At 66.6% G+C, this 20,011-nt stretch carries 17 protein-coding genes; 8 read left to right on the top strand and 9 right to left on the bottom strand.

Annotated elements, in window-relative coordinates; all coding sequences use genetic code 11:
• Nucleotides 1-8: 8 nt before the first annotated feature.
• Nucleotides 9-1,580: a quinohemoprotein amine dehydrogenase subunit alpha gene (peaA, locus tag IB275_RS11465; protein WP_192296303.1), complete on the bottom strand. Its 1,572-nt coding sequence runs from the start codon at nucleotides 1,578-1,580 to the stop codon at nucleotides 9-11.
• A gap of 197 nt (nucleotides 1,581-1,777) precedes the next feature.
• The gene (gene ccsA, locus IB275_RS11460; RefSeq protein WP_192296311.1) at nucleotides 1,778-3,961 is read right to left on the bottom strand and encodes a cytochrome c biogenesis protein CcsA; all 2,184 of its coding nucleotides are present in this window, start codon (nucleotides 3,959-3,961) and stop codon (nucleotides 1,778-1,780) included.
• 490 nt (nucleotides 3,962-4,451) lie between these two features.
• Between ccsA and IB275_RS11455 the strand changes: the two genes are divergently transcribed.
• Together IB275_RS11455 and IB275_RS11450 are read left to right on the top strand one after the other, a co-directional pair.
• Nucleotides 4,452-6,128 carry an MFS transporter gene (locus tag IB275_RS11455; RefSeq protein WP_192296302.1) on the top strand — a complete coding sequence of 559 codons (1,677 nt, stop codon included), beginning with the start codon at nucleotides 4,452-4,454 and terminating at the stop codon, nucleotides 6,126-6,128.
• 187 nt (nucleotides 6,129-6,315) lie between these two features.
• The gene (locus IB275_RS11450; RefSeq protein ID WP_138216217.1) at nucleotides 6,316-7,809 is read left to right on the top strand and encodes an aldehyde dehydrogenase family protein; all 1,494 of its coding nucleotides are present in this window, start codon (nucleotides 6,316-6,318) and stop codon (nucleotides 7,807-7,809) included.
• A 92-nt stretch (nucleotides 7,810-7,901) separates the two neighbouring features.
• Here the strand turns inward: IB275_RS11450 and IB275_RS11445 are convergent, their stop codons facing one another.
• Nucleotides 7,902-8,561, bottom strand: a complete 660-nt coding sequence (locus IB275_RS11445) for a glutathione S-transferase family protein (protein WP_192296301.1) — start codon at nucleotides 8,559-8,561, stop codon at nucleotides 7,902-7,904.
• 359 nt (nucleotides 8,562-8,920) lie between these two features.
• On the opposite strand from IB275_RS11445, the gene gabP reads away from it, so the two are divergent.
• Together gabP and IB275_RS11435 are read left to right on the top strand one after the other, a co-directional pair.
• Entirely contained in the window at nucleotides 8,921-10,333 is a 1,413-nt protein-coding gene (gabP, locus tag IB275_RS11440; protein WP_192296300.1) for a GABA permease, read from the top strand.
• A 63-nt stretch (nucleotides 10,334-10,396) separates the two neighbouring features.
• Nucleotides 10,397-11,401, top strand: coding sequence for a GlxA family transcriptional regulator (locus IB275_RS11435; RefSeq protein WP_192296310.1), 1,005 nt, complete (start codon nucleotides 10,397-10,399; stop codon nucleotides 11,399-11,401).
• 71 nt (nucleotides 11,402-11,472) lie between these two features.
• On the opposite strand, the gene IB275_RS11430 is transcribed toward IB275_RS11435, so the two are convergent.
• Entirely contained in the window at nucleotides 11,473-13,167 is a 1,695-nt protein-coding gene (locus IB275_RS11430; protein ID WP_192296299.1) for an amidase, read from the bottom strand.
• Between the two features lie 432 nt (nucleotides 13,168-13,599).
• Nucleotides 13,600-13,989 carry a hypothetical protein gene (locus tag IB275_RS11425; RefSeq protein WP_225601930.1) on the bottom strand — a complete coding sequence of 130 codons (390 nt, stop codon included), beginning with the start codon at nucleotides 13,987-13,989 and terminating at the stop codon, nucleotides 13,600-13,602.
• Nucleotides 13,990-14,207: 218 nt separating this feature from the next.
• Here IB275_RS11425 and IB275_RS11420 point away from each other — a divergent pair, with 218 nt between their 5' ends.
• On the top strand, nucleotides 14,208-14,627 hold the full coding sequence (locus IB275_RS11420) for a transcriptional regulator (RefSeq protein ID WP_081516638.1): 420 nt from the start codon (nucleotides 14,208-14,210) through the stop codon (nucleotides 14,625-14,627).
• Between the two features lie 32 nt (nucleotides 14,628-14,659).
• On the opposite strand, the gene IB275_RS11415 is transcribed toward IB275_RS11420, so the two are convergent.
• Nucleotides 14,660-15,160: a GNAT family N-acetyltransferase gene (locus IB275_RS11415; RefSeq protein ID WP_192296298.1), complete on the bottom strand. Its 501-nt coding sequence runs from the start codon at nucleotides 15,158-15,160 to the stop codon at nucleotides 14,660-14,662.
• 95 nt (nucleotides 15,161-15,255) lie between these two features.
• Between IB275_RS11415 and IB275_RS11410 the strand changes: the two genes are divergently transcribed.
• A complete protein-coding gene (locus IB275_RS11410; RefSeq protein WP_225601931.1) occupies nucleotides 15,256-16,173 on the top strand; it encodes a LysR family transcriptional regulator in 918 nt (305 codons plus the stop codon).
• Here the strand turns inward: IB275_RS11410 and IB275_RS11405 are convergent.
• Nucleotides 16,170-16,568, bottom strand: coding sequence for a RidA family protein (locus tag IB275_RS11405; RefSeq protein ID WP_151186632.1), 399 nt, complete (start codon nucleotides 16,566-16,568; stop codon nucleotides 16,170-16,172). The two genes, IB275_RS11410 and IB275_RS11405, sit on opposite strands and share 4 nt — an antisense overlap.
• Before the next feature lie 164 nt (nucleotides 16,569-16,732).
• On the opposite strand from IB275_RS11405, the gene IB275_RS11400 reads away from it, so the two are divergent.
• Nucleotides 16,733-17,656 (top strand): LysR family transcriptional regulator, encoded by a 924-nt coding sequence (locus IB275_RS11400; protein ID WP_192296296.1) that lies wholly within the window; start codon nucleotides 16,733-16,735, stop codon nucleotides 17,654-17,656.
• Nucleotides 17,657-17,667: 11 nt separating this feature from the next.
• Here IB275_RS11400 and IB275_RS11395 read toward each other — a convergent pair whose 3' ends face one another.
• Nucleotides 17,668-18,333, bottom strand: coding sequence for an O-methyltransferase (locus IB275_RS11395; RefSeq protein ID WP_192296295.1), 666 nt, complete (start codon nucleotides 18,331-18,333; stop codon nucleotides 17,668-17,670).
• Nucleotides 18,334-18,429: 96 nt separating this feature from the next.
• On the opposite strand from IB275_RS11395, the gene IB275_RS11390 reads away from it, so the two are divergent.
• The gene (locus tag IB275_RS11390; RefSeq protein ID WP_192296294.1) at nucleotides 18,430-19,059 is read left to right on the top strand and encodes a TetR/AcrR family transcriptional regulator; all 630 of its coding nucleotides are present in this window, start codon (nucleotides 18,430-18,432) and stop codon (nucleotides 19,057-19,059) included.
• 4 nt (nucleotides 19,060-19,063) lie between these two features.
• Here the strand turns inward: IB275_RS11390 and IB275_RS11385 are convergent, their stop codons facing one another.
• A complete protein-coding gene (locus tag IB275_RS11385; protein ID WP_192296293.1) occupies nucleotides 19,064-19,756 on the bottom strand; it encodes a B3/B4 domain-containing protein in 693 nt (230 codons plus the stop codon).
• Nucleotides 19,757-20,011 lie beyond the last annotated feature (255 nt).

Raw genomic sequence — 20,011 nt, 5'->3', positions numbered from 1 at the left:
ACCGACGGTTACGGGATCGGCGGGTTGTTCCAACGCTGCACGGTGACGATCATGTGCCCTTCGCCCTTGTGCGACTGGCCGGCGTCGTCCACCGCGGCGATCACCTTCAGGTTGCCGGCGTTGTTGGTCATCATCTTGCGTTCCGGGTTCGGGCCGGCATCGCCCGGGGTGAAGATGCCAGTGGCGGCGTCCATCGCGCCGGCGAACTTCACATCCTGGTCTTCCTTGGCGCGGTCATCGAAGGGTTCGACCGACCACTGCGCCGGGAACACGCCGATGCGGAACGGCTTGCCGTCGGCGCCCTTGCCCCAGGCCTCGGCATCGAAGCTGCCCTGGACCTTGGGCGTGGAGCCGCCATTGCCGCCGATGCGGGAGATGGAGAATTCCGGCACCACCTTCACTTCGGCGATGTCCTTGTACACCGCGAGGCTGCCGCCCTTGGCGGTGCCCACGGTGACATCGCGCTCGCCGGCGGCGGCCGCATCGCTGGCCTTGACCTTGACGGTCACGCGCTCGGGTGTCTCGGAAACCACCGACACCACTTCCACGCCCTTGCCGAACGACGGCTTGCCCTTCAGGCCGGTGCCGACCACGCTGACTTCGGTCTCCGCACCCGCCTTGATGTAGGCCGGCTGCACACCCAGCACGTGGCTGGTGCCGTCCTTCGCCGCGACGAAGTCCAGGCCGCGCTCGTCGTGGGCCTTGTCGAACATGCGGCCCTGCATCTGGCCATTCAGTGCGGCGAATACCTGACGCATGGTCACGTCACCGACGGTGATCGCGCCGCGCCATTCGTAGCCGTTGTAGAGCACCGCGCTGCCCTCGCCGCTGAACGGCGAGCCGTCGGCGTACTGGCCCTTCACGCTGACCTTGAAGGCGTCGGCGCCGTCCTTGCTCACGCTCATGCTGCCAGCCAGGTCGCCCTTGCCCGGCATGTGCCCGGCGAAGCTCCAGTTACCCGCCAGGGATTCGGCCTTGGGCCGATTCTTCTGCCAGTCGGACCAGGCCTTGCTGTCCAGCGGGTAGCGCTTGGCGAGCTCGGGGACCATCTCTTTCTTCGCCAGGTCGAACCAGTCGCGGTCGCGGGCCAGGGCCTGGTACTCCAGCGACGGCCAGCGGCCGAGGTGGAAGTTCACCAGCTTCTCCCACTCCGCCGCCGGGCGGCGCTGCAGGGCGATGCGCGCACCCGAGTGGCAACGGGCGCACATCTGCTCGAAGTTCGTATCGAATTTCTCGACGGTGTTCAGCCGGCGCTCGAGGGCGTAGCGCACACCTTCGGTTTCGCTGGGCGCCAGGCCCTGCTTGTCGGCGAGGAACTTGACCACCGAGCGACGTTCCTCGTCGGTGATCTTCAGGCCGTACATCACCTGCATGCGGGCGATGCTCATCAGCCAGCCTTCGGGAGTCTTGCGCTGGTGGCTGATGCGACTGAGCGAATTGTTGCCTTCGGGCGTGTGGCACGCCTGGCACTTGGCGTTGATGATCGCCTGGCCTTCGGGTGCGGCCTGGGCCGTCTGGTGGAGCGCAAGGGCCAGTGCGGCCAGGGTTCCGGCACCCAGATAGTGCCGAAGTCGTGTCATCTTCAAGGTCAGGCCTCCTCGGTATTCTTGTAGGTTATTCGCGCCCACCGATGGGCTAAGAGCGAGCTCTTGAAAGCGGTTTTGCAGGTTGTGTGCCACTACTGCGCAAACCCCGCCGAATCAGGCTTTCGGCGGGATTTGCAGGCACGCCCGGCAGAGGACACCGGGATTGCGACGTCACATTTCGCGATTGCTGTCTAACTCTGAGACAGGGCCCGTGAGACACCCTGCGAAGCAGTATGGTCCGGCTTGCGCAAAGCGCCGCCCGCCGGGAGCAACAAGGCGCCGAACAGCATGGTCAGCAGGCCGATCCAGACCAGCGAGAGGAACGGGAAGCGGCGCACCACCACGACGCTCTCGATATCGTCGCCGGGCAGCCTGAGCAGACGAGCGGAGGCCGGCACCCAGATCTGCAGGTCGCCGCTCCAGCCGCGGACGATGAACGGATGCAGCACGTAGCCGCGATCCGAGGCGAAGCGCGCGTAGTGGTAGTCGAGGATTTCGCAGAGTTGGCGCACCGGGCCCTGGTAGGCCGGCGGGTTACCCCGGCTGTCCTGGAACAGCGCGTGGCCGGCGAGCGTGCGGTCACCGTCACGCAGTTCGACCTTGGCCACCGCGTGGTAGCCGGAGAAGTCCGGGCGGCTGGCATCCGGCGAGACGCGCATCTGCATGCCGCCGATCACTGCGTGCCACTGCTCGAAGGACGTACCCGGCGGGATGCTGATCTGCTGGTAGCTGTTCAGCGCCGTGGCGGCCAGCCCGCCCACCAGCGCGATCACCGCGCCGCCGTGCACCAGCGCCAGCCCGCCGCTGTAGCGCAGGTTGCCCACCCTTCGGCTGCGCCACAGGCTCTGCGCACCCCAGAACAGGCAGCTGAGCATCAGGAAGGCGCCGCCCAGCAGCGCCGCATCCAGCCACGGCAGCACCCGCACGATGTTCTGCGAGAGCATGCCGTCGCCGTTGTAACTGTCGTTCAGCCAGCCGCCGTGCCAGCCGGTCCAGAGCATCACGGCAGCCACCAGCACAGTCGCCAGCAGTGCCAGCCGTGGCCGTCCGCAACGGCGCAGGAAGCTGTAGCCGCCCATCAGGCCGAGCGCCGCCAGCAGCGGCACCACCCAGTGCGCCAGGCCGTAGCCGTTGACGTCCCACTGGTCGAAGGCGCGGCGCAGGCTGTCCATCTCGGCGGTGGTGGCCCAGGCGGTCAGGGTCTCGAAGAAGGGCTTCAGCTCGCTCGGCCGCTCCATTCCCAGCCACTCGTAGAGGTGCGCCTGGAGCAGCGCGCCGAGGGCCAGCAGGCCGGTGCCGGCGAACAGGTAGATGGCCACGTCCAGGGTCCAGTCCGACGCCCCGCGCCGCCGCCCTGCCCGCTTGCGCGACCGCCACCCGGCCAGCAGGTGGAATGCCGCGAGGGCCAGCAGGATCGCCGCCAGCGCCAGGTGGCTGAGCCAGGAGGTGGTGCCGATGTAGCGGTGCGAACTGGCGAGCACCGTGCTGCGGGTCACCGCCATGGCGCCGCAGGCCATGGCCGCCGCCAGCAGGCTGAGCACTGGCAACGACCGTGCGTAGGAGCCGTCCGCGCGCCAGCGGCGGGCACCGTGCAGCACCGCGCCGAGCAGCGCCCAGATGATGAAGGTCGAGGTCTGTACCGGGTCCCAGTGCCACAACTGGCCGTAGGTGAAGTCCTCCATGGCCCAGGCCATGCCGACACCGATACCGGCGCTGAGGATCAGCCAGGCGCGGCGGCTGTAGCGCGGCATCACCCAGGCGTAGGCGTGCCCTCCCCGGCCCAGCGCTTCCAGCGCGGCACCGGCCGGCGCCAGCACCCAGGCATAGGCGCAGAGGATCAGCGGCGCATGCAGGGACATCCAGAAGGTCTGCAGGTGGGCGTTCATGCCCTGGCTTGGCTGCGCCGCCAGCCAGTCCGCCGGCGTCGCACTGAACGGCCCGAGCCAGGCGGCGGTGGCGACGTACCAGGCGGCGATCAGCGCCATACCGCGCCCCGCCCAGCCGGGCAGCGCCGAACTCTTCAGGGCGATGGCCATGCAGAAGGTCGCCAGCAGCAGCACCGTGCCCTCGTCGCCGCCCCAGAGGTTGGAGAACTTCAGGTAGGCCGGCAGCGCCGCGCTGCTGTAGAGCCAGGCGTAGCGCAGCTGGAAGTGGTCGGCTACCAGGTGCAGGCCAAGCGCCAGGCAGGCGCCGCACAGCGCACCGAGGGCAACCGGCCACGTCAGCCCGCGCCACTCCTGGCGAATGGCGCCCAGGGCAATCAGTGCCATCAGGACCCAGAGCAACCCATTGCCCACGCCGGGCAGCAGCCACAACAACAGGCAGGTCAGCGTGGCAGCCAGCGGCCCCGCAATCCACGGCAACGACAGGTGCATCCTCTTCAAGCCAGGCCTCCTTGTGCAGCGCCGATGTGGCGCTGGGCGAAACCCGGAGCGCTTCACGTTGCGTGCCAGCCGGAAAAGTCCTTGCGAAACAGCAGCCTGCGCGCGTTCCAAGCCCCTCTGCGCGTGGCAGATCGCGACAGCTGTAGCAGTCTGAGACAGCCCTGACCGTTATAGACGATGGTCTAATTGCGCGTCTTTCCCTCAGGGAAAATCCCGTCATCGAGGCGCCAGCCAGACGCCTCGCGTCATCCGGCCTGTCCGGAACAGGTGCCAATCCGCGCCAGCCGGGGCTTTGCCGGGTGGCGCGGGTGGCCAGACGCGTGAGAACGATTATGCTTTCAGATGACCTTGCGCCATCCGCAGGGCCACCTGACTTCACGCATCGCGCAATCCGTACGACCTGTCATCAGCCCTGGGCTCGAGTGCGGTAACGGAAAATCGAGGGACTCCGGCCCAAAACAACAACAAGACGGAGACGAACATGGCGCAGACATACAGCCCGGCCGCGGGCAACGCTCCTCACAGCGGAATCACCAAGGAGGAGCGCAAGGTCATCTTTGCCTCCTCCCTGGGTACGGTGTTCGAGTGGTACGACTTCTACCTCTACGGCTCCCTGGCGGCGATCATCGCCAAGCACTTCTTCGCCGGGGTCAATGAAACCACCGCCTTCATCTTCGCCCTGCTGGCCTTCGCCGCCGGCTTCGCGGTGCGGCCCTTCGGCGCCATCGTGTTCGGCCGCCTGGGCGACATGATCGGGCGCAAGCACACCTTCCTCATCACCATCATCATCATGGGTATCTCCACCGCCGTGGTCGGCCTGCTGCCCGCCTACGCCACCATCGGCGTGGCCGCGCCGATCATCCTGATCACCCTGCGGTTGCTGCAGGGCCTGGCGCTGGGCGGCGAGTACGGCGGCGCGGCGACCTACGTCGCCGAGCATGCGCCCAAGGGCAAGCGCGGCTTCTTCACCTCGTGGATCCAGACCACCGCGACGCTGGGCCTGTTTCTCTCGCTGCTGGTGATCATGGCCTGCCGCACCGTGCTGGGGAACGAGGCGTTCGAGGCCTGGGGCTGGCGGATTCCGTTCCTGCTGTCGATCCTGCTGCTGATCATCTCGGTGTACATCCGCCTGCAGCTCTCCGAGTCGCCGGTGTTCCTGAAGATGAAGGAGGAAGGCAAGGCATCCAAGGCGCCGCTGACCGAATCCTTCGGCCGCTGGGAGAACCTCAAGGTGGTGATCATGTCGCTGCTCGGCGGCACCGCCGGGCAGGCCGTGGTCTGGTACACCGGACAGTTCTACGCGCTGTTCTTCCTGCTGCAGACGCTGAAGATCGACGCGCAGACCGCCAACCTGCTGATCGCCGGCTCCCTGCTGCTGGGCACGCCATTCTTCGTGTTCTTCGGCAGCCTGTCCGACCGCATCGGCCGCAAGAAGATCATCATGGCCGGCTGCATCCTCGCCGCGTTGACCTACTTCCCGATCTTCCACGGCCTGACCCAGTTCGGTAACCCGGACGTATTCGCCGCCCAGGAGAAGAACCCGGTCACCGTGGTGGCCGACCCGAACGCCTGCTCCTTCCAGTTCGACCCGGTGGGCAAGGCGAAATTCGTCAGTTCCTGCGACATGGCCAAGAGCCTGCTGGCCAAGCGCGCCATCCCCTACGAGAACCTCAAGGCGGAAACCGGCGCACTGGCCCAGGTACACATCGGCGACAAGGTCATCGCCAGCTTCGAAGGGGCCGGCATGCCAGCGGCGGAGTTCAAGGTGCAGTCGGAGGTCTTCACCGCGCAGCTCGCCGCCTCGCTCAAGGAAGCCGGCTACCCCGAGAAGGCAGATCCCTCGAAGATCAACCACCTGATGATGCTGGTGCTGCTGACCATCCTGGTGATCTACGTGACCATGGTCTACGGGCCGATTGCGGCGTGGCTGGTGGAGCTGTTCCCGACGCGCATCCGCTACACCTCCATGTCACTGCCCTACCACATCGGCAACGGCTGGTTCGGCGGCTTCCTGCCCACCGTTGCCTTCGCCATGGTGGCCGCCACCGGAGACATCTATTACGGCCTCTGGTACCCCATCGTCATCGCCGTGATGACGGCCATCCTCGGCATCTTCTTCCTGCCGGAAACCAAGGACCGGGATATCACCAACACCTAAGCCCTGCGTCTCAGCCGCTGTCGCACAATGCGACAGCGGCTTTTCTCCCGCTCGCCAAAAAACCTCAATTAAATCCTTTTAATTCAATACGTTATAAAAAACAGTCCGCCTTGGCACAGCCGTTGCGATGCTCCGCCTCAGCGACTCCCAGACCGGGAGCACGAACAGACAACAAGAGGCCAACGCAATGCTCGCTTCCCTGCCCATCAAGCCCGAATCCCGCGCCTTCCTGCAGCGCGCTCCGAAGATGCTGATCGGTGCCGACTGGACTTCCGCCAGCGACGGCGCCCTGATGGACCTGCGCAACCCGGCTACCGGCGAAGTGCTCTGCCAGGTGCCGGCCGGCACCGCCGCCGACGTCGACCGCGCCGTGCGCGCCGCGCGCCAGGCCTTCGATGACTCGGCCTGGAGCCGCACCCGCCCGCGCGAACGGCAGAACCTGCTGTGGAAGCTCGCCGACCTGATGGAGCGCGATGCCGATCTGCTGGCCGAGCTGGAATGTCTGAACAACGGCAAGAGCGCCGCCGTCGCCCGCGTGATGGACGTGCAACTGGCCATCGACTTCCTGCGCTACATGGCCGGCTACGCCACCAAGATCGAAGGCACCACGGTCGACGTGTCCATGCCGCTGATGCCCGACGGCGAATTCCACGGCTACATCCGCCGCGAAGCCGTCGGCGTGGTGGGCGCCATCGTCGCCTGGAACTTCCCCCTGCTACTGGCCTGCTGGAAGCTCGGCCCGGCGCTGGCCACCGGTTGCAGCGTGGTGCTCAAGCCTGCCGACGAGACCCCATTGTCCGCGCTGAAACTTGCCGAGCTGGTCCTGGAAGCAGGCTACCCGGCGGGCGTATTCAACGTCGTCACCGGCGCCGGCATCACCGCGGGCGCCGCCCTCTCCCACCACCCGCTGGTGGACAAGCTGACCTTCACCGGCTCGACCCCGGTCGGCAAGGAAATCGGCAAGGCGGCCATGGACAACATGACCCGCGTAACCCTGGAGCTGGGCGGCAAGTCGCCGACCATCGTCATGGCCGACGCCGACCTCGCCACCGCCGCCGCCGGTGCTGCCCAGGCGATCTTCTTCAACCAGGGCCAGGTCTGCTGCGCCGGCTCGCGCCTGTATGTACAGCGCAAGCACTTCGACAATGTCATCGCCGACATCTCCGGCATCGCCAACGGCATGAAGCTGGGCAACGGCCTGGACCCGAGCATCGACATGGGCCCGCTGATCTCCGCGAAGCAGCAGAAGCGCGTGTTCGACTACATCGAGCTGGGTCGCGACAAGGGCGCCACCATCGCCTGCGGCGGCGAGCAGTTCGGCCCCGGCTACTTCGTCAAACCCACGGTGATCGTCGACGTCGACCAGAAGAATCCGCTGGTGCAGGAGGAAATCTTCGGCCCGGTGCTGGTCGCCATGCCCTTCGACGACATCGAGGACGCCCTGCGCCTGGCCAACGACAGCCCCTACGGCCTGGGCGCGAGCATCTGGTCCAACGACCTGGCGGCCGTGCACCGCATGGTGCCGCGCATCAAGTCCGGCTCGGTGTGGGTCAACTGTCACAGCGCCCTGGACCCGGCGCTGCCCTTCGGCGGCTTCAAGATGTCGGGCGTCGGCCGCGAGATGGGTGCCGCGGCCATCGAGCACTACACCGAGCTGAAATCGGTGCTGATCCGCCTGTAACTCTCCGCTGGTCTACCTCGCCCGCGCGGTCCCCCTGCGCGGGTGTTGCATCCCCCGGTCGCGGCAGCGCACGGGGGATTTTTTTGCCCGGTTCAATCCCGATCCGGCGCCCCCAGCGGGAACAGAGGCCGGTGCGGCCGCGCCTCCTCCACCGCGCGGGCGAAGGATGGGCGCGCCAGCAAGCGCGAGCGGTAAGCGCGCAGTGTCGGATACTGGTCGCCGATGGGATGGGTCCAGTCCGCATAGAACAGCGAAGGGGCCGCCGCACAGTCGGCGAGGCTGAAGCTCTCCCCCGCCGCCCAGGTACGCCCGGCGAGTTCCTCTTCCAGCCAGGCGTAGGCCAGTTCCAGCTTGCTCACCGCATGGGCCAGGCCTTCCGCACGCTTGCCCGCTTCGCCGCTCATGGCGCCCAGAACGGCGTGCTGCACTGGGGTCATCACGTGCCAGTCGAAGAAGCGGTCGAGGAAACGCACGTCCAGCGCCTTCAGCGGGTCGTCCGGCAGCAGGCGCACCGGGCCGGGATGCTTGAGGTGCAGGTACTCGATGACGATGCTGGTCTCGGCGACGCTGTGCTCACCGTCCAGCAGCACCGGGAACTTCGCCAGCGGCCACAGGCGCAGCCAGTGCGCGCCGTTCTCCGGCTGATCCGGGCCGAGGCTGCGGAATTCGAAGGGCGTGGAGTTCTCGTAGAGGGCGATCAGGACCTTCTGCGTATAGGAGGAAAAGGGATGGCCGAACAGGACGAGGGACATGGCAGGTCACCTGGGCAGACGAAAGTACTCAGCCTAGACCCGAATGCCGGCGGGCGAAGCGGGCATGACCGCCGATCCGATCAGGCCACCGTGCAAAGCCGTCCACTACGCATGGAACCTCCGTCCCAGAGCGGCCTATCGCCACTACGCCAGCCGCCGCCCATGTCGTTTTTGGTCATGCCCACGGCGATTTCGAGCAACTCGCCGCCCACCCGGTGCCTTAGCTTGAGCCCCGCGTGAAGCGCATAGCCGCCACGCGGACTCCCCGGCCTCTACCAGCGCACCAGCGGTTGCGGGGAAGCCGCAGCCGGCCACGCGTCGCCGCGCCCTACATAACAATTTCAATAAAAGGCCGACAGATGAGTGCTCCCAGTGCAAAAGGCGCCAATGGCGATCTGGTGCAGGGCTTCAAGCCCCGCCACGTAACCATGCTCTCCATCGCGGGAATCATCGGCGCAGGCTTGTTCGTCGGCTCCGGCCACGCGATTGCCGCCGCCGGTCCCGCCGCCATCGTCGCCTATGCCCTCTCCGGGCTGCTGGTGGTGCTGGTGATGCGCATGCTCGGCGAGATGGCCGTGGCCAGCCCCGACACCGGCTCCTTCTCCGCCTATGCCGACCAGGCCATCGGCCGCTGGGCCGGCTTCACCATCGGCTGGCTGTACTGGTGGTTCTGGGTGCTGGTCATTCCCATCGAGGCCATCGCCGCCGGGGTCATCCTCAACAACTGGTTCCCGCAGGTCGAGACCTGGGTATTCGCCCTGTCGATGACGCTGCTGCTCACCGTCACCAACCTGTTCAGCGTCGCCAAGTACGGCGAGTTCGAATTCTGGTTCGCCATGCTCAAGGTGGTCGCCATCGTCGCCTTCATCGGCCTTGGCGCCGCCGCGCTGTTCGGCCTGCTGCCGGGGCGCGAGGTCAGCGGCCTGCACAGGCTGATGGGCGAGCACGGCGGCTTCATGCCCAACGGCTGGACGGCCATCTTCAGCGCGCTGATCACCACTCTGTTCAGCTTCATCGGCACCGAGGCGGTGACCATCGCCGCCGCCGAATCCAGCGACCCCAGCCGCAACATCGCCAAGGCCACGCGCTCGGTGATCTGGCGCATCAGCGTGTTCTACCTGCTGTCGATCCTGGTGATCATCTCAGTGGTACCGTGGAACGACCCGCGCCTGGTGGAAATCGGCTCCTACCAGCGCACCCTGGAACTGCTGAACATCCCCAACGCGCAACTGCTGATGGACCTGGTGGTGCTGGTCGCCGTGGCCAGTTGCCTGAACTCCTCGGTGTACATCGCCTCGCGGATGATCTATTCCCTGAGTCGGCGAAACGATGCGCCGGCCTTCATCCAGCGCACCTCCGCCGCCGGCGTGCCGCGCGCGGCGGTGATCGCCAGCACGCTGATCGGCATGTTCACCACCCTGCTCAACTTTTTTGCACCTGGAAGACTCTTCGAATTCCTGCTGGCCAGCTCCGGTTCCATCGCGCTGCTCGTCTACCTCGCCATCGCCGTGTCGCAGCTGCGCATGCGCGGCATCCTGCGCCGACGCAACCACGAGCTGGTGTTCCGCATGTGGCTGTTCCCCTGGCTGACCTGGCTGGTGATCGGGATCATCAGCTTCATCCTCGCGGTAATGTTCATCATGCCGACGCACCGCATCGAGGTGAGTTCGACCCTGGCGCTGACGGTGATCATCATCCTGCTCAGCCAGACCAGCCGGCGCACTTCACCCTCAGGCCAATCCGCCCTCGGCCGCCGTGCCGTGCGCGGCTGAGCCGGTCACCAAACCACGCAGACGAGGTGCCGATTGGTCGAACGCCGCCAGTTCAGTGGGGCCATGCAGGGCCGCAACCTGCGCTACCTCGACGGTGATACCAGGGAGCCCGGTCGCCTCGCGCGGGTTGGCTTCCTGCTGCTGGAACATTTCTCCCTGCCCGCCTTCACCCAGGCGCTGGACACGCTGGTCACCGCCAACCTGATCCGCACGCAGACGTTCGCCACGCAGACTTTCAGCCTCGATGGTGAGTCCGTCACCAGCGACCTCGGCCTGGTGATCTGCCCCGGCGCCATGCTGACCTCGACGCAGCTCGCCGAGCTGGACCTGCTGGTGGTCTGCGGCGGCCTGCGCACTCCGCTGCGCGCATTACCCGAACTGACCCGCCTGCTGCAAACGGCCGCCGACAAGGGCATCGCCCTGGCCGGCCTGTGGAACGGCGCCTGGTTCCTCGGTCAGGCCGGCCTGCTCGACGGCTACCGGTGCGCCATCCACCCGGAGAACCGCGCGGCGCTGGCGGAAATCGCCCGGCACAGCGAAGTCACCAGCGAGAGCTACCAGGCCGACCGCGACCGCCTCACCGCCGCCAGCCCCACGGGCGCCTTCAACCTGGTACTGGAGTGGATCAACGCCCGCCACGGCCGCGAACTGGTGGACGCCATCGTCGACATCCTCGCCTTCGAGGAATCACGCTTCCGCCGCACCCGCCCGGCGCTGCACGAGAAGCTCAGCGAGCCGCTGCGCGAGGCGATCAACCTGATGAGCGCGAACATCGAAGAGCCGCTGAACCAGGACCAGCTGTCGAGCTACGTCGGGCGTTCCAAGCGGCAGATCGAGCGACTGTTCCAGGAGCAACTGGGGACCACGCCGGTGCGCTACTACCTGGAGCTGCGCATCACCGAAAGCCGCCGCCTGCTGCAGCACTCCAGCCTGCCGATGTACGAGGTCGGCCTGGCCTGCGGCTTCGTCTCGCCCAGCCATTTCAGCAAGTGCTACACGTCGTTCTATGGCTACTCGCCGTCCAAGGAGGCGCGCTACGGCTGCGTGAAAGCCCAGCGCACCCTGTAGGTGCCGGGAAATGCCGGCGCCAGCCATAAAAAAACCGCGCCCTGGGGCGCGGTTCTTCATTCTGCAGCCGGTCAGGCCAGTGGCGGCGTGCTCGGCGGTACCAGGCGCTTGGAGCCGGTGGCTTCGAAGGCCGCGGCGAAGCGCAGCAGCGCGGAGTCGTCATAGGCGCGACCGGCGAAGGTCAGGCCCACCGGCATACCGATATCGGCCATCACGCCCATCGGCACGGTGACGGTCGGCACGCCCAGGTGACGGATCGCCAGGTTGCCGTTGGCGACCCAGATACCATTGCTCCAGGCGATGTCGGCCGACTCCGGATTGACGTCGGCGTCCGCCGGGCCGACGTCGGCCACGGTGGGGAATAGCACGGCGTCGAGCTTCAGGCCGTCCATCCAGTCTTCCAGGTCGAGCTTGCGGGTCTTCTCCAGGCCGCGCAGGCCGTCAGGCAGGGACTCGATCTGGTCCCAGGTCTTCAGGCCGCGCTTGGCCATGTTGACGTACTCGTCCATGCCGGCGACCAGGTCGTCCTCACGGTTCGGCAGCGTGCCCGGGTCATGCGGGAAGATCTGCGGGCCATCGACGTCGGCCAGCTTGTTCAGCTTGGGGTCGCCGTTGGCGCGGAGGAAATCGTCAAAGCCCCAGCCGGACAGCTCCCACAGTTCGTCATGCATGAACTGCTCGGTGACGAAACCACGGTTGAACACGGTCGGCGCGCCTGGGCGGTCGCCCTCGCAGTTGGAAACCAGCGGGAAGTCCACTTCGACGACCTCGGCGCCGGCGGCTTCCAGGGCCTTGCGGGCCTGTTCCCAGAGATCGATGACCGAAGCGCGGGTGTTGATGCGCTGGCCGGTCGGGCCGCCGATGCCAGGCTTCTCGCTGGTGCCGGCCAGTTCGTCCTTGTTGATGAACATGCGCGGCACGCCCAGGCGCTTGCCCTTGAGGGCTTCGGGGCCTGCAGCGAGGTCCAGGTAGGACGCCGGGCGCACGTCGGCAACGGCGGGGATCGGCACCCACGGCTGCAGGCGCCAGAGGTCGCCACGCTTGTCGGTGTCTTCAGCGACGACCACGTCGAGCACTTCCAGCAGGTCGGCCATGGTGCGTGCATAGGGCACCACCACGTCCATGGTCGGGGTCAGCGGCCAGTTGCCGCGAACCGAGATCACGCCACGGGACGGGGTGTAGGCGCACAGGCCGTTGTTCGAGGCCGGACCACGACCGCTGGACCAGGTTTCCTCCGCCAGGCCGAAGGCCGAGAAGCTCGCGGCAGTCGCGGTGCCGGCACCATTGGAGGAACCGGAGGCGAAGGGCGCGGTGAGGAACTTGCGGTTGTACGGGCTTTCAGCACGGCCGTAGACGCCGCGCTGCATGCCACCGTTGGCCATGGGCGGCATGTTGGTCTTGCCCAGGCAGATGGCGCCGCCGGCGCGCAGACGCTCGACGGTGAAGGCGTCGCGGTAGGCGACCAGGTCCTTGAAGGCCGGGCTGCCGGAGGCGGCGGTCAGGCCCTTGACCAGGTAACTGTCCTTGGCGGTATAGGGGATACCGTCCAGCGGGCCGAGTGTCTCGCCACGGGCGCGGCGGGCGTCCGAGGCTTCGGCTTCCTGCAGGGCCTGCGTGTTGCGCACGACCACGGCATTGAGCTTGCTCGGGCCATCGTAGGCATCGATGCGCGCGAGGTAGGCCTTGACCAGTTCGACCGCGGTGGTGCGGCCCGACTCCAGGGCTTCACGCAGCTGCGCAATGGAAACTTCGGTTACCTCGATCATGCTTTCACCGTCGGCTGAAGGGTGGTGGGAAGGGGCAGGTCTGCGTCGCGACGGACCCAGACGGCGCAAGTCGGAAAATGCGTGTTCATCTCGATTCTCTTGTACTTCTGTTACGCGACGGGAGTGAGTGTACCGTCGGCCGGCGGCAGCGTTCAGCGCCCGGCGGACAAACCGGATGCGCATCCTGGGCACGGAAAGGCGAATACAGCCGCCAGGGCGCACACACTGGCATGACCGATCAGAATACACAACAGTCGTAAATTAAAAAAAACGCCCATCAAGTGGGGGCTCGACAGGCGATAGGTGGGCGCTGGGGGGAGCGCCCCTGGAGAGTGAATCAGCGGCAGCCCGAAGGCAGACACTGACGCAGGCTATTCGCCGCCTGCCGGCGCTGGGCGGGCCGCTGGGGGGAGCGGCCCGCTCGAAGTCGGTTCAACTGTGCTGTGCGCACTGGTAGGCGGCATCCAGCAGCTCGCCCTTGTCCTGCCAGGCACTGCGCTGGTAGGCGCTGAAGTGGTTGCCACCGGCGATCGGGGTCACCTGGACGATGCCACTGGCCTGCCGCGGATCAGCGCTGCCGGTGAGCAGCTGGCGGGTGGCGCCGCTGTCACTGACGAAGGTAGCGGTGCCGGGGGTGAGCCGGCCGTCGACGCAGCTCAGGTAGGTGCTGCTGTCCTGGGCGGTGGTACCGCCCAGGCTGTCCCAGCTCAGCCGGGTTTCCGAGGTCGCCGCGCAGCCGGTCAGACTGGCCACGGCCAGCAACAACGGACCAAGGGCGATGCGGGCGGCCAGGCGATTGGGTGTGGGGCGCTGTGTGTTCATCGTTTCTGTCCCTTGCTCGGTTCGACAAGCTCTTGGGACAGATAGTCAGCTGCGCCCGGCCGGCGCACCACTCGATTGCATCGATAGTGAAGCTCGACGTCGTCGATGGTTGCGCGGCTACGGGTTGGCGCACCGCCGCGCAGGAAGTTCGAACCCTACCCGCCCGGCCGGGTCGCAACTCAGGAAGGCCCTGCATTGATGACCCCGGAGGACACGCCATGAGCTATGACTGGGACCTGATCGAACGCCTGCTGCTGCGCGCCCAGGAATGCGCCGACCAACCCTACAAGGCCCGCGAGTGCGGCGAGGAAGTGGCCGAGCAGCACCGGCTGCAGGGCGAGCCGGTGGACGGCAGCGTCGATCACCTGAAGAAAGTCGCCGGCGACCTGGAAGGCGACCTGCTCGCCAATGGCTACATCCAGGAACGCCCGCGCGAGCACGGTGGCACCGGCAACAACTTCGAACTGACCGAACGCGGCACCGAGCTGCTGACCCTGATCAGCCGCAGCTTCCCGGACCATCTGGTGTTCCGCCAACTGCTCGACGAACAGGGCGAAGCCGCGTTGCTGCCGGAAACCTTCGACCTGCTGGCCGAGCGCGCCACCCGCGACCGGGTGAACGACCGGCCGGAACGCTGACGCGCCAGCCGCCAAGCATCAGGTATCAAGCATCAGGCGGCAGGCAGTTCCATCACCATCTCGTGCCACGCCATGCCGCCGTGGTCGGACGCCGACGGCTTCACGTAACGGAAGCCGAAGCGTTCGTAGAGCGGTACGTGGCGGTCCTTGCACATCAGGTGAATAGTGCGCTTGCCCAGGCCGGCCATGCGTTCGATGAAGGTACGCATCAGCAATGTGGCGTAGCTCCTGCCCTGCTGCGCAGGGTCGATCACCACCGACATGATCACCACGTTGGGCGCCGCCGCATCGTGGCCGATGAGCTCCTTGAACTCCTCGTCGGACATCACCACCTCGAACGCGCAGCCGCTGTTGATGAAGCCGATGATCTCACCGCCCAGCTCCATGATCAGGAAGCCTTCGGGGTACTGTGCGATGCGCGTGGCGATCTTCTCCCGCGTCGCGGCCTCGTCACCTTCGTAGGCGGCTATCTCGATCTCGAAGCAGCGGTCGGTGTCGGCCGGGGTGGCGATGCGGAAAGTCGGTTGGCTCATGGTGATGTTCCGGTGGATCAGATGGATCGGAGACAGCAGGATAATGAAAGCGCAGAATGCACGTACTGCATTTTTTTCACCGGATACTGAACATCATGCATGCCAACCTGCGCCGTCTCGACCTCAATCTGCTGCTGGTGTTCGACGCCCTGTTCCGTCACCGCAGCGTGGTGAGCGCCGCCGACGAACTGGCCATGAGTCCCTCCGCTTGCAGCCACGCACTGGGCCGCCTGCGCGACACCCTGGGCGATGAGCTGTTCGTCCGTGCCGGTAGCGCCATGCAGCCCACCGCCCAGGCCGAGCTGATGGCCGAAGGCATCGGCGAGGCCCTGGCCCTGCTCGCCGAACGACTGTCCAGCGCCGCGCCTTTCGACCCGGCAAGCACCACCCAGACCTTCGTCTTCGCCGCCACCGACTACACCAGCTTCACCCTGCTGCCGGGGCTTGTTTCGCGGATCGAGAAACTCGCCCCGCACCTGCGCATCAAGGTGGTCTACGCGACACAGCAGGACTCGCTCGACGACCTGCGCGAAGGCCGTGTGCACTTCGCCTTGGGGGTTACCCACGAGCGCAGCGAAGGCGATGCCCTGGAGGCCATCGAGTGCTTCAGCGACGACTACGTGGTAGTCGCGCGCAAAGGGCACTCGCGGATCAGCGGCGGGCTTTCACTGCAGCATTACCTGGCCGAGCGGCACGTGGTGGTGCTGCCCTGGAGCGACGCCGTCGGCGTGATCGACGCTGCCCTGGCGCTCCAGGACATTCAGCGCGACGTGGCGGTACAACTGCCCAGCCTGCTGGCCGCACCGAGCCTGGTCGCCGCCTCCGACTACCTGCTCACCCTGCCCCGCCGCGTGGCGCAACAGCTCAATGCCGACGGTGCGCTGGTGTTGTTCCCGGCGCCCATCACGCTGCCGCGCTACAGCCTGCGCATCCTCTACCACCCGCGCCATGCGAGCCGCCCGGCGCACCGCTGGCTGCGCGAGCAGATGCTGCAGGCGCGGGGCGACACCTAGCGGCCCTCCGGCAGTCTGGCGATCACCTTGATCTCGAAGTCGAAGCCATACAGCCAGGTCACGCCCACCGCCGTTGCCGTCGGATAGGGCGCCATGCCCCAGTAGTCGGCAGCGACTTGCCAGGCACGCTCGAAATTCATCTGCGGATCGACCATGAATACCGTCACGTCGATCACGTCCTCGAAGCTGCAGCCGGCGGCGGCGAGTATCGCGTTGAGGTTGTCGAAGGCCCGGCGCACCTGGGCTTCCAGCTCCGGTTCGGGCGAGCCGTCCTCGCGGCTGCCGACCTGGCCGGAGACGAACAGCAGGCCGTTGCTGCGGATCGCCGGGGAATAGCGGTTGCGTTCATAGAGGGCCTGGCGGCCAGCGGGGAAAACCACGTCGCGAGTAGTCATGGACTTGCTCCATCAGAGGGGGCCAAAGCCCCGGTTTCAACGATGGAGTCAGGTTAGGGCGCGGCGCACCGGCGATAATCGGGCAATACGGATCAGCATTGTTTGTAGAATCCAAACAATCAGCCCTGGGACAGCCCCTCTTTCACCGACCAGCCGGAGCCACCATGGACCGTTTCGATGCGATGCAAGCCTTCGCCCGCGTGGTGGAAACCGGCAGCTTCACCAAAGCCGCCGACACCCTGCACATGAGCCGCACCAGCGTGACCCAGCTGATCCAGCAACTCGAGGCGCGGCTGCGTGTGCGCCTGCTCAACCGCACCACGCGCAAGCTCAATCTCACCGCCGATGGCACGGCTTACTACGAGCGCGTGGTACGCCTGCTGGCGGACATGGACGATGCCGAGACCAGCCTCTCCAGCGCTGCCGCCCTGCCGCGCGGGCGCCTGCGAGTGGACGTCCCCAGCCCGCTGGCGCGCCTGCTGCTGATCCCCGCGCTGCCCGACTTCCACGAGCGCTATCCGGACATCCAGATCGACCTGGGCGTCAGCGACCGCATGGTCGACCTGATCGACGAGAACGTCGACTGCGTGGTGCGCGGCGGCGAGCTCGCCGACCTGTCGCTGATGGCGCGCAAGGTTGGCGAGCTGCAACTGGGGGTTTTCGCCGCTCCCGCCTACCTGCAACGCGCCGGTGTGCCGCAGCACCCGAGCGAGCTGGAAAACAGCCAGCAACGCATCGTCGGCTACCTCTGGGCGCGCACCGGCAAGCCGCTTTCCTATGCCCTGCAGAAGGATGGTGAGAGCGTTCAGGTCCACGGTCGCCCGGTGCTCACGGTGGACGATGGCAACGCCTACCTGGCCGCCGGGATTGCCGGCATGGGCGTGCTCTGGTTGCCGCGTTACATGGCGCTGGATGCCCTGGCGCGCGGCGAACTGGTGGAACTGTTCGGTGACTGGAGCATGGAGAGCATGCCGCTGTACCTGGCTTTCCCGCCCAATCGCCACGTCAGCGCCAAGCTGCGGGTCTTCATCGACTGGGTCGCCGAGCTGATGGCGCGGCATGCCCCAGTGGCCCACCCGCCGCTCTAGCCCGCGCAGCTTCAGCCCAGGCGCATGGACAGCTCCACATCGTCCGCGAAGGGAATCGACAGGTAGCGCCCGCCCGGCAGGCGAACTTCGGCGAGGTACTCCGGGCAGTAGTCAGCGTTGTCGGCGATGACCATCGCGCCGGGGCGCAGGCGGCTTTCCACCAGGGCGAGGATCTCCGGATAGAGCGACTTGGCGCCGTCGAGCAGCAGCAGGTCGATGCTCTCCGGCAGGTCGCAGGCCAGGGTCTGAAGCGCATCGCCCTGGCGGATTTCCACCAGGTCGGCGACGCCGCCGGCCTCCAGGTTGGCCTGGGCCCGCGCCACTTTCGACGGCTCGAACTCGCTGGTGATCAGCCGGCCACCGCCGTTGTCGCGCAGGGCTGCGGCCAGGTGCAGGGTGGAGATGCCGAACGAAGTGCCGAACTCGACGATGTTCTTCGCACCGATGCCGCGCGCCAGCATGTACAGCAGCGCACCGGTTTCCCGCGAGACGGGCAGCGGCTGGTCCTTCAGTTGGCCGTAGAGTTCGCGGTACTGCGTCTTGCTCTGCATCAGGCGGGTCAGCGCGGCCTGGTCGAGATGGGCGAAGGCCGGGCTGGACTGCGGAGAAGCCGCGTCGGCCTCCTCGAAGAGGTGTTGCAGCAAGGGCGCCACGGGGGCGGAAGTGAGGGTTGTCATGGTGGGTTTCCCGTGTGGAATTTGAGTGCGCAAAAGCGCCCGACTAGAATGCGATCTTTTCGTCAGGTTTTACTATTCGCATTGTCGGAGCCAGCCATGAGCGAACGCCGCAGCCCGCGTATTTCCACGCGCAAGGAGCCGAAACAGGCCCGTTCCAACGACCTCGTGACGGCCGTTCTCGACGCTGCTGTTCAGGTTCTGGAGAAGGAAGGCGCCCAGCGTTTCACCACCGCGCGGGTCGCCGAGCGCGCCGGGGTCAGCGTCGGTTCGCTGTACCAGTACTTCCCGAACAAGGCCGCGATCCTGTTCCGCCTGCAGAGCGACGAGTGGCGGCAGACCACCGAGATGCTGCGCGGCCTGTTGGTCGATGAAAGCCAGCCGCCGCTGCAACGCTTGCGCAACCTGGTGCACGCCTTCATCCGCTCAGAGTGCGAGGAAGCGCGCATGCGCATCGCCCTGAGCGATGCCGCCCCGCTCTACCGCGACGCCCCCGAGGCCAGGGAAGCCAAGGCTGCCAGCGAAGGCGTCTTCCAGGCGTTCATCGCCGAAGTCCTGCCGCAAGCCCGCGACACGCAGCGCACGCTGGCCCGCGAACTGATCACCACGACGCTGGGTTCGGTGGGCAAGCAGTTCTCGGAAAGCCCGCGCAGTGCGCAAGAGATCGAAGCGTTCAGCGGAGCGATGGCGGATATGTTCTGCGCATACCTGGAAAGCCTGGTGAAGTAACGGCTCACGCCCTGCAATGCACCAGCAGCACCTCGGCCCGAGCCCCCGGCATCATCGCCAGCAATCCGGCGACAAGCTGGTCACCCGCTTCGCGCAGGGCCTCCAGCGGCATCTCCGGCAGGCTTTCGAGGATGAACCACATACGCTGCGCCTCGGCATCCAGACGGGTGCGTACGCCCTGTCGCCAGTTCCAGCGCCGGCAGGTGACGCCGAAGTCGTCGCGCCAGATGACTTCGCCGGCATCGGGTGATTCATGGGCCGGCGCACCGTCCTTCACGGTGTCGAAGGTTTCGCTGCCTTCGGCGATCACCAGGCGCGGAGTACCGGCGTAGGCGGCGAGGTTTTCTCCGCCCACCGGGATAGCGAACTGCACGCTGATGGCGTTGTACAGGTCCACTACCGGATCGATGCTCGGCAAGCTGCCGTCACGCAGCGCGCGTTTGCGCAGCGCTTCCGCCGAACAGGGCGTGCGCTGGGGCTTGGCGCCGAAGCGGCGGAACACCTCGGCCCAGGCCGCCAGGTGCGCGTCACCCCAGGCCGGCTCGCCCGCCGCCAGTGCCGCGCAGGCTCGCTGCAGCGCCAGCTCCGCCACCTCCGGATGGAGGATCGGTGCGGCTTCCAACGTGATGCTCAGGGCTCGAAAGCCGGGAGCGATGGCGGCGATGGCGGGATCGATCTGGGGCGTGACGCGTTGCATGGCGAAATCCTTGTACGGTGAAACGGGGCGATTCGGACTCTCAGGTTGCCCGCCTCAGCGGCGGACGAAGTTGCGCTTGTTGTAGTCGCCCCAGGCGACGGAGAGGGTTTTCAGCACACACAGCAAGGCGGTCCATCTGGACTTCATTGGAATAGCTCCGGAAACAGTGGGAATGGGCACGAACAGCGCACCCGACCCAGATAGTTCTACCGGCATAGCCCCGTTGCTGCCATGAAATCCCCGAATGATTGATTA

The organism is Pseudomonas sp. PDM21, assembly GCF_014852505.2.
Lineage (GTDB): Bacteria > Pseudomonadota > Gammaproteobacteria > Pseudomonadales > Pseudomonadaceae > Pseudomonas.
Note: the sequence above shows the minus strand (reverse complement) of the source record. Positions and strands in the feature narration are given on the sequence as shown.

Coding starts and splice junctions, on each gene's coding strand:
- IB275_RS11445 (WP_192296301.1), bottom strand. CDS start 8,561: ATGTCCCTCGTCCTGTTCGGCCATCCCTTTTCCTCCTATACGCAGAAG.
- peaA (WP_192296303.1), bottom strand. CDS start 1,580: ATGACACGACTTCGGCACTATCTGGGTGCCGGAACCCTGGCCGCACTG.
- IB275_RS11405 (WP_151186632.1), bottom strand. CDS start 16,568: ATGACTACTCGCGACGTGGTTTTCCCCGCTGGCCGCCAGGCCCTCTAT.
- IB275_RS11430 (WP_192296299.1), bottom strand. CDS start 13,167: ATGATCGAGGTAACCGAAGTTTCCATTGCGCAGCTGCGTGAAGCCCTG.
- gabP (WP_192296300.1), top strand. CDS start 8,921: ATGAGTGCTCCCAGTGCAAAAGGCGCCAATGGCGATCTGGTGCAGGGC.
- IB275_RS11415 (WP_192296298.1), bottom strand. CDS start 15,160: ATGAGCCAACCGACTTTCCGCATCGCCACCCCGGCCGACACCGACCGC.
- IB275_RS11455 (WP_192296302.1), top strand. CDS start 4,452: ATGGCGCAGACATACAGCCCGGCCGCGGGCAACGCTCCTCACAGCGGA.
- IB275_RS11395 (WP_192296295.1), bottom strand. CDS start 18,333: ATGACAACCCTCACTTCCGCCCCCGTGGCGCCCTTGCTGCAACACCTC.
- IB275_RS11420 (WP_081516638.1), top strand. CDS start 14,208: ATGAGCTATGACTGGGACCTGATCGAACGCCTGCTGCTGCGCGCCCAG.
- IB275_RS11390 (WP_192296294.1), top strand. CDS start 18,430: ATGAGCGAACGCCGCAGCCCGCGTATTTCCACGCGCAAGGAGCCGAAA.
- IB275_RS11385 (WP_192296293.1), bottom strand. CDS start 19,756: ATGCAACGCGTCACGCCCCAGATCGATCCCGCCATCGCCGCCATCGCT.
- IB275_RS11400 (WP_192296296.1), top strand. CDS start 16,733: ATGGACCGTTTCGATGCGATGCAAGCCTTCGCCCGCGTGGTGGAAACC.
- IB275_RS11450 (WP_138216217.1), top strand. CDS start 6,316: ATGCTCGCTTCCCTGCCCATCAAGCCCGAATCCCGCGCCTTCCTGCAG.
- IB275_RS11435 (WP_192296310.1), top strand. CDS start 10,397: ATGCAGGGCCGCAACCTGCGCTACCTCGACGGTGATACCAGGGAGCCC.
- IB275_RS11425 (WP_225601930.1), bottom strand. CDS start 13,989: ATGAACACACAGCGCCCCACACCCAATCGCCTGGCCGCCCGCATCGCC.
- ccsA (WP_192296311.1), bottom strand. CDS start 3,961: ATGCACCTGTCGTTGCCGTGGATTGCGGGGCCGCTGGCTGCCACGCTG.
- IB275_RS11410 (WP_225601931.1), top strand. CDS start 15,256: ATGCATGCCAACCTGCGCCGTCTCGACCTCAATCTGCTGCTGGTGTTC.